Below are 13,460 nucleotides of genomic sequence, written 5' to 3' on the forward strand. Positions count from 1 at the left end.
GGCCATGGCGGTGCTGTTCAGCGTGTGGGGGATGAACTTCTCGCCGCCCACCTTGCCCGCGCGGATGTTCAGGCGCCGCGCCTGATAGTCCGTGCAATTCGAGCAGGAGATGACTTCGCGGTACTTGCCCTGGCGCGGGTACCAAGCCTCGATGTCGTACTTCTTCGCCGCGACGGTGCCGATGTCTCCCGTGCAGACATTGACCACTTGGTAGGGGATTTCCAACGCTCGGTAGATCGCCTCGCCGTTCCCGCGGATCTTCTCGTGCCAGGACCAGCTCTCCTCGGGGCGGCAGAACACGAACTGCTCGATTTTGTTGAACTGGTGCATGCGGAACAGCCCCTTCGTGTCCACGCCGTGGCCGCCGATCTCCCGGCGAAAGCAGGCGCTGATCCCCGCGAATCGGAGGGGCAGCTGGGCGTCGTCGATGATTTCATCCTTGTACATGGCGCCGATGGGATGCTCCGAGGTCGCGATCAGGAAGAGGTCCTCGCCGTCCAGCTTGTACATGACCGTCTCGAAGTCCCCGAGGTCGGTGACGCCTTCGTACGCGTCGCGGTGCATCATGTACGGCGGGAAGACCGGGGTGAAGCCCTGCTTGACCATGTAGTCCAGGGAGAACTGCAGGAGCGCCTGGTCGAGCCGCACGAGGTCGCCCATCATGTAGACGAACCCGGCGCCCGCGATCTTCCGCGCCCTCTCGAAGTCCGCGAGCCGGAGCGCCTCGAGGAGCTCCCCGTGGGGCTTGAGCTCGAAATCCGGCCTCTTCGGCGTGCCCCACGTCGCGACCTCCACGTTCTCCGTGTCGTCCTTGCCCACGGGGACGCTCTCGTGGAGCAGGTTCGGCAGTCGCAGGAGGCCGTTGCGGACCTTCGCCTCGAGCTCGGCGGCAGCGGCGTCGAGGGCCGCGATCTGCTTCGGGAGCCCGGCCGCCTCCTTCCGCAGCGCCGCGGTGTCCTTCTTCCCCTTCTTCGCGTCCGCGATGGCCCGCGTGATTTCGTTCCGGCGCTTCTTGAGTCCGTCCGCCGCGGCGAGGGAGGAACGCCATTCCTGGTCCCATCGGACCACGTCGTCTAGGAGGCGCTCCTTGTCCGCGGCGCCGCGTTTCTTCAGGTCCTTGCGGACCAGTTCGGGATGATCGCGGATCAGGCGGATGTCCAGCACGGAGGAACCGAAGGGGTGGACCGTATTTGTAGGTTATCCGGCTCCCCGGGTCGCGGGACCAAGTGTGTACCGGCTGATAACGGCCGGAGACCCCTTATATAACGCACTCGCGCAGGGGGAACCTGGGTGCACGGTGTCCCGACCCCGTCCGGCTCTCCTGGCTGCCGCGTTCCTCGTGTTGTTCGCGGTCATCGCGAACCTCGCCTGGGCCACGGCGATTACCACGTCGGGTCCGTGGTACGACGCGACCGTGAGCGCGGACGTGTACCTCCTCGCCGGAGGAATCGGCGCCCTCCTGGCGGTCGTCCTCGTCCTCGAGGCATCCCGATCCGCGGCCTCCCTCGACGCCTCGATGCGCCGCGTCGACCGCCGCATCGCGCTCCTGCGGGTCAAGGCCAGGTCCAACGCGGGCTCGAATTCGGCGCCCTCCCCGAACGATCCGTTGGATGACCTCGACGGAGATCTGGAAGTCGATGGGTCCGGGGACTCAGGTTCCGCTTCGCTCGTCCGCATTGAACGGGAGGGGCACGACACGCTGGTCCCTCTGCCGTCCGCGCGCGAGGTTGTGCGGTCGGGTGCCGCGGCGGAGGTCCTGCGGCAGCTCGTCACGGAGCGAGTCGCGCTCCGGGAGGCGCGCGCGCGAATGTGGTCGACTACCGTCGGGCCTGTCGCTCTCTGCGTGGTCTTCCTTGCAATCGCAGGCCCTATGCTTCCCGGCTCCGGTCCGTTCGCCGCGGCTCACTACCAGTTGAACACGACGCTCGTCCTGTTCCTATCGTACGGCCTCGCGCCACTCGTCGCGTGGTCCGTGATCGGCCTGGGGATGCTGGGTGCCCTCGGACGGCGCCCGTCCCAGTCGCAGGTGTAGAACATCCTCGCGAGTCGCAAGCGGCTCCGTCGAGAATTCTCGATGAAACGCTTATGCGCTCGAAGGCCGATGGCGCGTTCGGTTGATGGGAACTCCCGATTGGAACGCCCGAGGCCGTCTCGATTCGTCCGCGTCCCGGCGTGAGCTCCGCGGCTGGCACCGCGTGGCGAGGCGGCCGAAGCGCACGGCAGCGGTTCTGGGTGGCCTGGTCGCCTTCGGCCTCCTCCTCCGATTCGTGACGTTCAACAGCTGGGGCATCGTGTACGACGGCGCCGTGATGAGCGTCATGGGCGAGTCCTTCGCCCTGCACGGCGAGTTCCTCGTCCCGTACGCCGCGGTCCCGACCCTGTACCACCACTACCCGCCCCTGTATCCCATGTACCTGAGTCTCTTCTACCGGGTGCTCGGCTTCTCGATCGTCTCGACGAAGGTCGCGGACCTCGTCCTGTCCGCCGTGCTCGTCGCGGTGGTCTGGTTCACGACCCGCGATTTCCTCGGCCCGAGGAAGGCGTGGTACGCCGCCGCGTTCGTCTCCCTGGAGCCCATGTTCCTCATGACGAGCCTCATCGGCTACTCCGAGGAGCTCGTGGGGATCTGCTTCGTCCTGACCGCGTGGGCTGCCGTCAAGGGCCTCCGCGACCTGCCGTACCTGGCGCTCGCGGGACTGTTCGCGGGCCTCGGCTTCCTCGCGAAGGCGTCCATCGGCTGGGTCTTCGTCGTGACGCTGGTCATGGGCTTCCTCTGGATCCGTCGCACGCGGGGCTGGTGGATCCTGCGGGACAAGTGGTTCCTGACCGGCACCGGGATCTTCGTCCTCCTCGCGGGCGGGTGGACCCTCCGTAACCTTGCGGTCTACGGCTGGCCCCATTGGGACACCTCCACGTACCTCGACGCGGTGTACAGTTACGGCATCGGCCACCCCGCCCTCCTGGCGGAGGCCCTCGTCGTCAAGGTGCCCCTCTTCCTCCTGTTCTTCCTCCTGTACGGGGGGCTGTTCCTCCCCGAGCTGCGCCTCTCCCGACGGGCCGCGGTCGGCGAGGCCACGGGCCTCCTCTGGACGATCATCGGCTCCACGTTCCTCATGGGCTGGATGGTCTCCTCGTTCTTCTGGACCGTCGAGCAGACGCCGCTCTGGTGGTGGGACAACCTGCGGTACGTCGTGATTACCGCCCCGCTCATCCTGTGGCTCGTGCTCCGGGAGACGGAGCCACGGTGGTCCTTCACCCGAGCCCCTTCGACGGACCTCCGGAGTTTCTCCAAACGGTTCGCCGTCCTCATGGCCGTGTTCCTCGCCATCGGCCTGGCGATCGTCGCCTTCCCGGCGCCGTACCCCCAGATGGCGGTCATGCAGAACCTGGACGCCTATCTCCAGCCTGGGGCCGTGGTGGGCGTGGACGGGATTTCCCCGGAGACGATCCTCCCGTACATCTCGGTTCCGAACGTGTCCGTGATCCCGTATCACGGCGGCCTCGCCGCGGCGTACATCCTCTCCGCGACCTCGTCCGTCTACTCGGGGTTCATCCACGTGACGACGATTCATTCGGGGGACATGCTCGGAGAGGCGTTCGCCTGCTCGCTCTGGGCTCGCGCGGGGACGGCACTCGCGGACGCGGCCTCGTGATCCCGCGTTCGGCGTCATCGAGCCGCGGCCGTAGTCGGCCCGGCGCCTGTGGCGAGAACCGGGCATGCCAAACCAAAACCCTATGAGGTCCCGTCGTCTCGCACGCGGCGGACGGTGGGCAATGGCATCCCGGAGGCTCGGCCGCGTACTCCTGATCCTCGGAGTCATCCTGATCGTGGGCGGCCTGTTCGCCCTGTTCTACGCCACCCTTCCCGCGGGGGTGCAGGAGACCGCGCCGATTGCCGCGAACGACCCGACGACCGAGTACTTCAACGAGTACTCCTTCGGCGTCCTGGCGGGAGGGACCGTGCAGGGAACGTTCTCCGTGGTGAACGGGACGCCGGTCACCGTGTTCGTGTTCAACGACGCGGACTACAACTCGTATATGAACGGCCAGAACCTCACCGGGCTCTACACCGTCACGGCGGTCAACGGTACGCTGAACCTCCAAGTCCCGGGCTGGAACACGTACCACATCGTCTTCGCCCACGGCCCTGGCTACGGGTCCGTGGAGCAGGACGTGGCCGTGGACTTGACGAGCACGGGGATTGATCCGACGTTCTTCCTCGGCGGGCTCGTGGCCGCGGGGATCGGCGCCCTGCTCGTTGTCTTCGGAGTGCGGCAGGCACGCCGGTCCAGGGCGCAGGGGCCCTCGGGCGTGCTTGACAGCCGCGCCACGTACTTGCCGCAGCCCGTGCCGCCGGTCGGAGGCACGGGACCCAGCGGCGGTGACATGTATCGTGTGCCGCCGCCACTCCCCGGGACGACCGACGGCTCGGCGACGCCACCGGTCCAGCCCGATTCTGCCGCCACACCGACGGGCGATGTCGTAGTGACTCTCGAGAACCAACTCCAGGGAGCGGAGACCGTGCAGCTCGTCGTGAACGGCGTCCCAGTCACCATGCTGACCCTGCCGCCAAACACGTCCCAGGTGACGACGGTCACGGCTCGCCTGTCGTCGCCGTTCGGCTCCATGGTCACCGTCCAGGCGGTGACCTCGGGCGGCCGGCGGCTCGAGCAGTCCGTGTTCGTGGGAGCCCGCGGGACCGCCCCGGTCATGCTCCGGTTGGGATGAGCGGGCTGGCGGATACCGGGGCTCCCCTCCTGCGGGGGCGCCACCTCGCATCGACAGGGTTTTGAAGCCCAACGGCCCTGACCCGCTGCGCGAGGGGTTGCCATCCGAACCTATGTGATTCCCCTGGCGATCGGAATCGTCGTGGCCCTCATCGGGGCGGGCCTGCTCGTGAGCGGCGCGCCGCCTTGGACCCGGTACGGGGTGTTCACGTTGATCCCAGGATCGAACCACTTCACCCGCTACGAGATCGATGTGTTCTCGGGGGGAACCGTGTCGGTCACGTTCTCCGTGACCTCGAGCGGAACCGTGAACGTCTGGGTGATGACGGATGCGCAGCACACCGCCTTCCTCGCGACGGGGGTCCTGAACTACCTCGCCGCGGACTCGGGATCGAGCGGGACGTTCAGCGCGACCCTCCCGACGGGCGGCACGTACTTCGTCGAGACGGGCCACGGAAGCGGCTACGAGAACCTGAACGAGACGGGGCTCCACACGATCGTCGTGAACGCGTGGGCCGCGGGTGCCGTGGACTTGGCCCTTGGAGCCTTTGTCGTCGCCGCCGTCCTTGTCCTGATCGGTCTCTACCTCCGGACGCGGCCGCAGAAAGTTCGCGGATACGCGGTGCCTCCGCCGTACGTCCCCGCGCAGTATCCTCCGTACCCCGGATACCCTCCCTACGCGGGGTCTCCTCCGGGGACCCCCTGGGCAGCCGCTCCCGGCGTGCCTGCCGCCGCGCCCCCAGGCATGGGGGCGATCCTGGTGACCCTGGAGAACCGTTCCGCAGCGGACGAGAACGTGCAGATTCTCGTGAACGGGACTCCCGCCGTCTCCCTGACCGTCCCCGCCGGGAAGACGGGGCAGGCCCACGTGCGGGCGCCCGCCGCGCCGCCGCCAGGTTCCCCGGTCCACGTGGAGGTCGTCACGGGCAGCGGGGCCCGGGCCAGTCAGGATGTCGTCGTGGCCGCGGAGGGGAGCGCCCAGGTCTCCCTGCGGATCGGCTGAACCTCGCATCACCGGACGCGCGCGAGCTCCGCCTCGACCATGAGCTTCACAAGCTCTTTGAAGCGCATCTTGGGCTCCCAGCCCAGGAGGCGCCTCGCCTTCGAGGCGTCCCCGCGGAGGTTGTACACCTCGGCGGGCCGCAGGTTCCGTTCGTCCACGGTCACGTGCTTTTCCCAGTCCGGGATGCCCGCGACGCGGAACGCCTCCTCGACGAACTCACGGACGGAGTGCGCCTCCCCCGTCGCCCCGACAAAGTCGTCCGGCTCATTGTATTGGAGGATTCGGTACATCAAGTCGACATAGTCCGGAGCGTAGCCCCAATCCCGTTTTGCATCCAGGCTCCCCAGGGAGATCGTCCTGGACTTGCCGGCTGCGATCCGTGCGACCCCGTGCGCGACCTTGCGCGTAACGAATTCAAGTCCTCGTCGGGGGGAGTTGTGAATCACGAGGTCACCGATTCCTGCGTGGAAGGTCCCGCTTTCCGTGGCGAGATCGTATAACCAACCTGTGTACAGCTCTGGCACAACCTGTTTGACCTCTCCCTCGGGCCGAAGGAGGTGACGTCCCGTCCGAGCGCCGCTCACGGTCCCCAGATTGATTGAGTGGTAGGCGTATGAGCGCTCCTTGTACTCTCCACGGAAAACGGAATCTGTGTTGTAGGTGAGCCTCTGGTCAAGTGCGCTCGCCGCCATCCACCAGAGGCCCGCAGCGAGCAGAGAAGATGACGTCTTGAAATTCTTGAACTCGCGTGCACCATGGCTCGCCTTCAGCCCATCCCCCTCGTTGTACCCGGAGAGGAATGAGCCCCAGGCGGCCGTGTCCGCGTTCAGGACGAGCCTCGGCACCCTCTTGCAGAGCTCCCTGCTGTACAGCATCTCTCGAAGTGCCAGGAGCGTCCCCCGGCCTGCGCGTAGCCTCAGCCCCCTTGTCGGCTCTCCCGTGAATCCCGAGACACCTGCGCTCTCGGACACGCTGCCCGCTGTGCAAGCCTCCCAGAGGGTCTGGGTTTCGTCGATCAGGGTCGGGTCGTTGTTGCGGAACGCCGCGGCAACGCGACCCTCCGAAAGGCTGATGCTTCCTTCCGCGGCAAGGAGGCCGAGGAGCTTCGCGAACTCCCTCGTGACCCGAGTCCTGCCCGGAGCCGGTGGTAGTGCGGTTCGGAGAAGCCGTCGGCCCGGTCGAACCTTCGAGGCCGCGACTTCACCGCCTGCTTCGTCGAGGAAGATATGGTCCGCCGTCGTGCGCACTTCGCCGCTGCGAGAAATCACGCGATGGACGCGTTTGTCATATGCGGGCGAATTCCAGTATGCGGTGGCGAGTACAGCGTGCGTGAACCGTCCGCTGTCCCAGACTTCGAGGTCGATCTTGCGCTGGCGAGTGTGGGCCGGATCCGGGACGACTTCGCGGATGGGGAGACAATCGAGCAAACCACTCTGAGATCGTACGATGAGTGGGGTTTCCGGGGTTACGCTCTCGTGGTTGAACAAGATCCCGTTGGAGACGTGCATATTGTAGGCTTCTCGGTAGTTGATGCATGCCCAGTACGCGTACACCTTGGCAACGCCGTACGGGCTGCGGGGATGCATGGGCGTCGTCTCGTCCTGCGGCTCGCGGTCCACCTTGCCGAACATCTCGCTCGACGAAGCCTGGTAGAACCGCGCCTCGGGCGCGTGGTGCCGTGCCGCCTCGAGTAAGCGGAGGACCCCCAGGCCCGTGGTCTCCCCCGTGAGGACGGGCTGGACGAACGACGTGCCGACGAAGGACTGGGCCGCGAGGTTGTAGATCTCGTCCGGCTTCGCAAGTTTGACCGCGGCATCCAGGGACGACTGGTCCATGAGGTCTCCGTCGACGAGGTGGACCTGGTCCGCGATCGCGGCGATGTTGCTGAAGTTCGGGGTGCTCAAGCGACGCACGAGCCCGAAGACCTCGTATCCCTTCTGGAGCAGGAGCTCCAGGAGGAAGGATCCGTCCTGACCCGTCGCACCCGACACGAGGGCCCGCTTGGCCATTGGACGGTGTACCGAGCTGAGGCTATTAACCGTGTCGTTCGATGCGCATCCCGCCCCGCGGGTCCCGGGTTACGCGCCCTCGCGGCGCGGGAGCTCGAGGCATCGTCGGAACATGTCCAGGTAGGCGGGTTTCAGCGCACCCCAGGAGAACCGCTCGACGGCGTGTCGTCGCGCGAGGAGGCCGCGCTGGCGCAGGATGCCGGGATTCTCGCGGCAGAACCGGATCTCGGAGGCGAGCGCGCCGGCCCGGGCCATGTCTACGACGGATCCCGCGTCTCCTGCGATCCAGCGAAGGCTGGCGAAGTCGTGGACGACCACGGGCAGGCCGCACGCCATGGCCTCGATGACCACGATCCCGAACGCCTCGTGGAGGGAGCCTAGGACGAAGAGGTCCGCCAGATGGTAGGCCTGGACCGCGGCCTCCAGGGGCAACCGGGTCAGGATGGCTCGCGGTCCGAGCTTCTCCCCGGCCTCGCGCCGCAGGATTGCGGCGGACTCGTCCTGCTCGCCCGCGAAGAACAGGAACACGTCAGGTCCGGCCGCCGCGGTCTCCTGGATGATCCAGCGGGGGCGCTTGTGGGAGTCCACGGAGAGGAAGCCAAGGCTCGCGACGACGAACGCGTCCCGCGGGATCCCATAGCGGTCGCGGAGCCGGTCTTTCTCCTCGGGTTCCACGGGCCGGAACGCGTCGACGTCCACGGCGTACGGAATGAGGAACACGCGGTCCCGCGGAAGCCCGTACGCCAGGGCGGCCTCGTAGTCCGTGGGCGTCACGCAGTGGAGGAAGTCGAACGAGGCTGTGATCCACGGCGGCGTCTCGGCGCCGTTCGTGTAGAGGAACTTGGTCGGCACCGCACGGCGGGGGAGGTACTTGCGCACCTTGGCCATGCGCATGTCGGAATGGTTCACGAGGTCGAACCGCCCCGCCCGGAGGGCGGCGAGAAGGGGGAGGGCGAAGGACCACACCTCGACGGCCATGCGGCCCGACGGCGGGAGGGGCCGGAGCAGGGGCGAGGACCGCGGGATCCTCGGCAGGCGTGTCCCGGGGGCGTCGCGGCCGCCATGGAAGAGGACGAGGGGCGCGTCGTTCTTGAGGGTCCGGTACAAGCCGAGGTAGTGGCGCTCCGAGCCCCGCATCACGTCGCCCAGGCCGGAGCAGGAAAGCGCGATCCGCCGTCCCGGAAGCCCACCTTCGCGCTCGGCCGGCCCGGCGGATTCCGTTGGCGCGACGGAAGAGGACATGGCGGGGGCCCGCTCAACCGCAGGGGATGCCCGGGGTCCACTTGAGGCTATCCTCCTCGCGGCAGGGGCGAGGCACCGACGAGAGGCTTAAGGAAGCCCCGTTCCTTCCCCCGCTCCATGACGCGGATCTGCATCGTCGGCACGGGCCACGTCGGCCTCGTGTACGCGGTCGCCTTCACGCTCGCCGGCCACGCGGTCGTCGGGACCGACGTGGCGGCGGATGCCATCGCGTCCTTGCGGAAGGGCAGGCCGACCTTCTATGAGCCCGGGCTCGGCGCCGCGCTGATCAAGGCGGCCCGGACCCGGCGTCTGTCCTTCTCCACGGAGATCGCGGATGAAGCCTCGCGGGCCGAGATCGTGTTCCTGGCCGTGGGCACCCCGTCGCGGGAGGACGGGTCCATCGACACTTCGTACATCGAAGCCGCCGCGACGACGGTCGGCCAAGCGCTGCGCGGCGCGAAGGGCTATCCCATCGTGGTCGTCAAGTCCACGGTGGTCCCGGGGACCACGGAGACCGCCCTGCGCCCCGCGCTCGAGGCCGCGTCGGGCAAGCGGGCGGGCGCGGAGTTCGGTCTCTGCATGAACCCGGAGTTCCTCCGGGAAGGATCCGCGGTCGACGATGCGCTCAAGCCCGATCGGATCGTCATCGGAGCCTTGGACAAACGGTCCGGCGACGCGCTCGCGAAGGTCTACGCGAAGAACCGCTGCAAGAAGCTGCGCACGGATCTCCGCACGGCGGAGATGATCAAGTATGCGACGAACTCGTTCCTGGCGATGAAGGTCTCCTTCGCGAACGAGCTCGCCGACCTGTGCGACGCGGTCGGCGGCCTGAACGTGGACGCCGTCGTGGACGGCATGGGCCTCGACCCGCGGATCAACAAGCGGTTCCTGAAGGCCGGGCTCGGGTTCGGAGGTTCCTGCTTCCCGAAGGATGTGCGGGCTCTCCTGGCAGCAGGGCGAGCCGGCGGCTACGACTCGTTCCTCCTCCAAGCCACCCTCGACGTGAACGACCTCCAGCCCAACCGCGCGGTCAAGATGGCCGAGGACGCCGCCGGGGACCTGCGCGGACAGCGCGTCGCCCTGCTCGGGCTCTCCTTCAAGGGCGGCAGCGACGACATCCGGGAATCCCGGGCGATTCCCCTGGCGCGAGCGCTCCTGGCGAAGGGCGCCCAGGTGGTCGGCTACGACCCCGAGGCCAACGCGACGTTCCAAGCCGCGGTGCCCGACGTCGAGGTGGCCTCGGACGTCGCGAGCGCCCTCGCCCAAGCCGACGTCTGCATCGTCCACAACGACTGGCCCCGGTGGGGCAAGCTCACGTCCAAGGACTTCGCGGGAATGCGGAGGAAGCTCGTGATTGACGGCCGGCGCATCCTGGACCGAGCGGCGTTGAAGGGGATCGAGCTGCGCATCCTCGGCGGCTAGGACGCGCTACCGGGCCATGGCCGCCGCCTTCTGCTCGAAGAACGCGATGGTCCGCCGCAGCCCGTCCTCGAGAGAGACCCTCGGCTCCCAGCCAAGGACCGTGCGGGCCTTCGTGATGTCCGGGCACCGGACCTTGGGATCGTCCGCGGGCAGCGGCTCGCGGACCGTGCCGACGTGCTTCCCCGTGAGTTTCTGGATGAGGGCCGCGATCTCGGATACCGTGCGCTCGTCCGGGTTCCCCAGGTTCACGGGGCCTGCCACGCGGGCGGCGGTCAGGAGGCGCCAGATTCCCTCGATGAGTTCGTCCACGTAGCAGAACGATCGCGTCTGGGATCCGTCCCCGTAGACCGTGAGCGGCTCGCCCCGCAGGGCCTGCCCGATGAAGTTCGGGATCACGCGGCCGTCGTCCAGACGCATCCGGCTCCCGTACGTGTTGAAGATCCGGGCGATGCGGAGGTCCAGCCCATGCTGGTGCCGGTACGCCATGGCCAGCGCTTCCGCGAACCGCTTCCCCTCGTCGTAGACACTCCGCGGCCCGATGGGATTCACGTGGCCCCAGTACGTTTCGGGCTGCGGGGTCACCTGAGGATCGCCGTACACCTCGGAGGTCGACGCGAGCAGGTACCGCGCTCGCTTGGCCTTCGCGAGCCCCAGCGTCTTGTACGTGCCGAGGGCGTTGGCCTTCAAGGTCTGGATGCCGAACTTCGCGTAGTCCACGGGGCTCGCCGGCGAGGCGAAGTGGAGGACGAAGTCCACCTTGCCCGGGATCTTGAGGTCCTCCGAGACGTCCTGCTTCCGGAACGTGAACTTCGGATGCTTCCTCAACGGCGCGAGATTCTCCCGGGAGCCCGTGAGGAGGTTGTCCACCGCGATCACGGTGTGCCCCTCCGCGAGGAGACGCTCGCAGAGGTGACTGCCCAGGAAGCCCGCGCCGCCCGTGACCACGGACCTAGGCATGCTCGAGCAGCTCCTTGAGGAAGGCGCGGGCGGAGTCCTTGAACTCCGCGTGCTGCAGGGTGAGCTCGACGTGGGCGCGGAACCAGTCCAGCTTCGTGCCGATGTCGTACCGCCGTCCCGTGAAGCGGTATGCGTACAGGGGCTCCGTGCGGCGCAGGATGCGCAGGGCGTCCGTGAGCTGGACCTCGCCGTTCTTGCCCGGCGGCGTGGCGCGGATCGCGTCGAAGACGCTCGGCGTCAGCACGTACGTCCCGCTGATGCCGAGCCGCGACGGCGCATCCTCGGCGGACGGCTTCTCGACCAGGTCCGCGATCTCAAGGGTGCGGTCGTCCACCGCCTTCCCGGGTTTGATGATGCCGTAGTCGGAGACCTTCTCGGCTCGCACCTCCTCCACGGCGACCACAGGATGCCGGAGGCGCTCGAACACGTCCCACAGCTGCTTGGCGACGGGAGGCTGCGCCACGTTGATCGTGTCACCCAGGGTGACGAGGAAGGGCTCCTGCCCCACGTGCTTCTCCGCCTGGAGGATCGCGTCGCCGAGGCCTCGTGGCTCCTTCTGGCGAACGAAGTGGACGTGCGCCTTGGCGGAGAGCGCCTCCAGATCTCGGTAGGCGCGGACCTCATGGCTGTTCCGGAGGACCGCATCCCACCTCGGGGACGCGTCGAAGTAGTCCTCGATGGCGCGCTTCTCGCGGCCCGTGATGATCAGGAGGTCCGTGGCGCCCGCCGCGACCGCCTCTTCGACGACCCAGTGGATCGCCGGGCGGTCGACCACGGGGAGCATCTCCTTGGGCTGCTCCTTGGTGAGCGGGAGGAACCGGACGCCAAGGCCGGCGGCGGGGATCACGGCTTTCATGAATCCCTCCACGGGGTGGGGTGGGCGACATCGTGGGCCGGGCTTAAGCATTTCCCGGCGCGTCCGAGGGAAGGGCCGCGTCCGCGGCGGCCGCGCGATTCATGAGGCGTGCGCCCATGTCCCCCTCATGGCCGACCTCAGCTCCATCGTCGACTTCACGAATGCCGCCACGGTCCTCGCCTGGGCCGCAATCGTCCTCGCCGCGATTGCCGTGGGAATGCAGCTCCAAGCCCGGCGGGAGACGAACTTCCGCAAGCGCGAGCTCGAACTCCTGTCCCGTTGCATCGAGCAGCTGACCCGCCTCTCCGTCCTGGAGTACAGCGGCATCACGAACCTGGGGCGGTCCCTGGCGAGCGCCTTGAATCCCACGGGGGAGCCCGATGTCCAGTCGCCCGAGGCCCGCGCCGCGTACCACGCCCTCGGCCCCGAGCCCGACCGCATCCTCGAAGAGGTCGAGCTCGTACTCTCTCAGGCAGGGAAGTCGCTCGGCTGGAAGTATGTCCCGGGGTTCCGGGAGCGATAGCCGCACGCGGTCACGAAAGCCCTCGGTTCGAACTTCCCGCGATCGCCCGTGTCTTCGTCCCGTGCCCGTGGGCGGCCTAGAGGTCCTCGTTCGCATCGTTCGCGGGGGCATCCGGCGGCGGTGGCGCGGGCAGCGGGTTCGCCGCGGACGGTTCGGGCTGCGCCGCGAGGGCGGGCGCAGGCTCGTCGGGCGGCGGGGGCGGGATCTGGGCCTCCTCGGCGCGTGTGCGTCGCTCGGCTTCGTTCCGCACGGCCACGATGCCGGCCACGGTCCCGGACCGGAACCCCGTGCGCCGACCGATCCGGTACGCAAGGTAGGCGAGCGTCCCAACGAAGCCCGCGACGCCAATGAATGGCTTCAGGATCTCCGGTGGCCATGGTTGCCAGAGCGGGCGGAACAGATCCACGTAGAAACCGGCCCGGGCGAGGATGGTCAGGATGCCCATGAGCGCGAACGGCAGGCCGAGGAGGAGGAACAGGACCCACGCCAGCCGCGGATCCCCCTCGGCCGAGGAGACCCTAGGGTGACCCAGGGCGAGGGAGCCAGGGCCTGGCGCGGCCCCATGGTCGAGGGCTTCCATGGCGGGGGCGAACCGTATGGAGGGGTCGATAAAATTCCCGGTGGCAATATCACACGTGAGAACCACGCATCGAAGGTGAATCACCCACCGCCGCCACGGGTACCTCGGAAACGGGAAAGTCTTAAACTCATTCCGACCCAT

At 67.8% G+C, this 13,460-nt stretch carries 12 protein-coding genes and 1 pseudogene; 6 read left to right on the forward strand and 7 right to left on the reverse strand.

Annotated features, from left to right (window positions below; translation table 11 throughout):
* The coding region (gene serS, locus VEY12_08870; protein HYM40237.1) for a serine--tRNA ligase at positions 1-1,164 on the reverse strand (1,164 nt) is incomplete at its 3' end.
* A 133-nt stretch (positions 1,165-1,297) separates the two neighbouring features.
* Here serS and VEY12_08875 point away from each other — a divergent pair.
* The 4 genes from VEY12_08875 (at position 1,298) to VEY12_08890 (ending at position 5,730) form a co-directional block, all read left to right on the forward strand.
* On the forward strand, positions 1,298-2,032 hold the full coding sequence (locus tag VEY12_08875) for a hypothetical protein (protein ID HYM40238.1): 735 nt from the start codon (positions 1,298-1,300) through the stop codon (positions 2,030-2,032).
* Between the two features lie 85 nt (positions 2,033-2,117).
* Entirely contained in the window at positions 2,118-3,653 is a 1,536-nt protein-coding gene (locus VEY12_08880) for a glycosyltransferase family 39 protein (GenBank protein ID HYM40239.1), read from the forward strand.
* 121 nt (positions 3,654-3,774) lie between these two features.
* Entirely contained in the window at positions 3,775-4,728 is a 954-nt protein-coding gene (locus VEY12_08885) for a hypothetical protein (GenBank protein ID HYM40240.1), read from the forward strand.
* Positions 4,729-4,842: 114 nt separating this feature from the next.
* Positions 4,843-5,730, forward strand: a complete 888-nt coding sequence (locus VEY12_08890; GenBank protein HYM40241.1) for a hypothetical protein — start codon at positions 4,843-4,845, stop codon at positions 5,728-5,730.
* An 8-nt stretch (positions 5,731-5,738) separates the two neighbouring features.
* Here VEY12_08890 and VEY12_08895 read toward each other — a convergent pair whose 3' ends face one another.
* From VEY12_08895 to VEY12_08905, 3 genes and pseudogenes are all read right to left on the reverse strand, one after another.
* Positions 5,739-6,605: a GDP-mannose 4,6-dehydratase gene (locus VEY12_08895; GenBank protein HYM40242.1), complete on the reverse strand. Its 867-nt coding sequence runs from the start codon at positions 6,603-6,605 to the stop codon at positions 5,739-5,741.
* Positions 6,606-7,199: 594 nt separating this feature from the next.
* A pseudogene (locus tag VEY12_08900) lies at positions 7,200-7,739 on the reverse strand (GDP-mannose 4,6-dehydratase).
* Between the two features lie 69 nt (positions 7,740-7,808).
* Positions 7,809-8,981, reverse strand: a complete 1,173-nt coding sequence (locus VEY12_08905; GenBank protein HYM40243.1) for a glycosyltransferase family 4 protein — start codon at positions 8,979-8,981, stop codon at positions 7,809-7,811.
* Positions 8,982-9,098: 117 nt separating this feature from the next.
* Here VEY12_08905 and VEY12_08910 point away from each other — a divergent pair, with 117 nt between their 5' ends.
* Entirely contained in the window at positions 9,099-10,403 is a 1,305-nt protein-coding gene (locus VEY12_08910; protein ID HYM40244.1) for a UDP-glucose/GDP-mannose dehydrogenase family protein, read from the forward strand.
* A gap of 6 nt (positions 10,404-10,409) precedes the next feature.
* On the opposite strand, the gene VEY12_08915 is transcribed toward VEY12_08910, so the two are convergent.
* Complete coding sequence (locus VEY12_08915; protein HYM40245.1) at positions 10,410-11,360, reverse strand: UDP-glucuronic acid decarboxylase family protein; 951 nt, start codon at positions 11,358-11,360, stop codon at positions 10,410-10,412.
* Positions 11,353-12,228, reverse strand: coding sequence for a UTP--glucose-1-phosphate uridylyltransferase (locus VEY12_08920; protein ID HYM40246.1), 876 nt, complete (start codon positions 12,226-12,228; stop codon positions 11,353-11,355). The genes VEY12_08915 and VEY12_08920 overlap by 8 nt, the downstream gene beginning before the upstream one ends.
* 115 nt (positions 12,229-12,343) lie before the next feature.
* On the opposite strand from VEY12_08920, the gene VEY12_08925 reads away from it, so the two are divergent.
* Positions 12,344-12,739, forward strand: coding sequence for a hypothetical protein (locus VEY12_08925; GenBank protein ID HYM40247.1), 396 nt, complete (start codon positions 12,344-12,346; stop codon positions 12,737-12,739).
* A gap of 76 nt (positions 12,740-12,815) precedes the next feature.
* Here VEY12_08925 and VEY12_08930 read toward each other — a convergent pair whose 3' ends face one another.
* Positions 12,816-13,319, reverse strand: coding sequence for a hypothetical protein (locus tag VEY12_08930; protein ID HYM40248.1), 504 nt, complete (start codon positions 13,317-13,319; stop codon positions 12,816-12,818).
* Between the last annotated feature and the right edge of the window lie 141 nt (positions 13,320-13,460).

It is taken from the genome of Thermoplasmata archaeon, from assembly GCA_035632695.1.
Lineage (GTDB): Archaea > Thermoplasmatota > Thermoplasmata > RBG-16-68-12 > RBG-16-68-12 > RBG-16-68-12.

Coding starts and splice junctions, on each gene's coding strand:
- VEY12_08930 (HYM40248.1), bottom strand. CDS start 13,319: ATGGAAGCCCTCGACCATGGGGCCGCGCCAGGCCCTGGCTCCCTCGCC.
- VEY12_08905 (HYM40243.1), bottom strand. CDS start 8,981: ATGTCCTCTTCCGTCGCGCCAACGGAATCCGCCGGGCCGGCCGAGCGC.
- VEY12_08880 (HYM40239.1), top strand. CDS start 2,118: ATGGGAACTCCCGATTGGAACGCCCGAGGCCGTCTCGATTCGTCCGCG.
- VEY12_08910 (HYM40244.1), top strand. CDS start 9,099: ATGACGCGGATCTGCATCGTCGGCACGGGCCACGTCGGCCTCGTGTAC.
- VEY12_08895 (HYM40242.1), bottom strand. CDS start 6,605: ATGCTGTACAGCAGGGAGCTCTGCAAGAGGGTGCCGAGGCTCGTCCTG.
- VEY12_08915 (HYM40245.1), bottom strand. CDS start 11,360: ATGCCTAGGTCCGTGGTCACGGGCGGCGCGGGCTTCCTGGGCAGTCAC.
- VEY12_08925 (HYM40247.1), top strand. CDS start 12,344: ATGGCCGACCTCAGCTCCATCGTCGACTTCACGAATGCCGCCACGGTC.
- VEY12_08885 (HYM40240.1), top strand. CDS start 3,775: ATGGCATCCCGGAGGCTCGGCCGCGTACTCCTGATCCTCGGAGTCATC.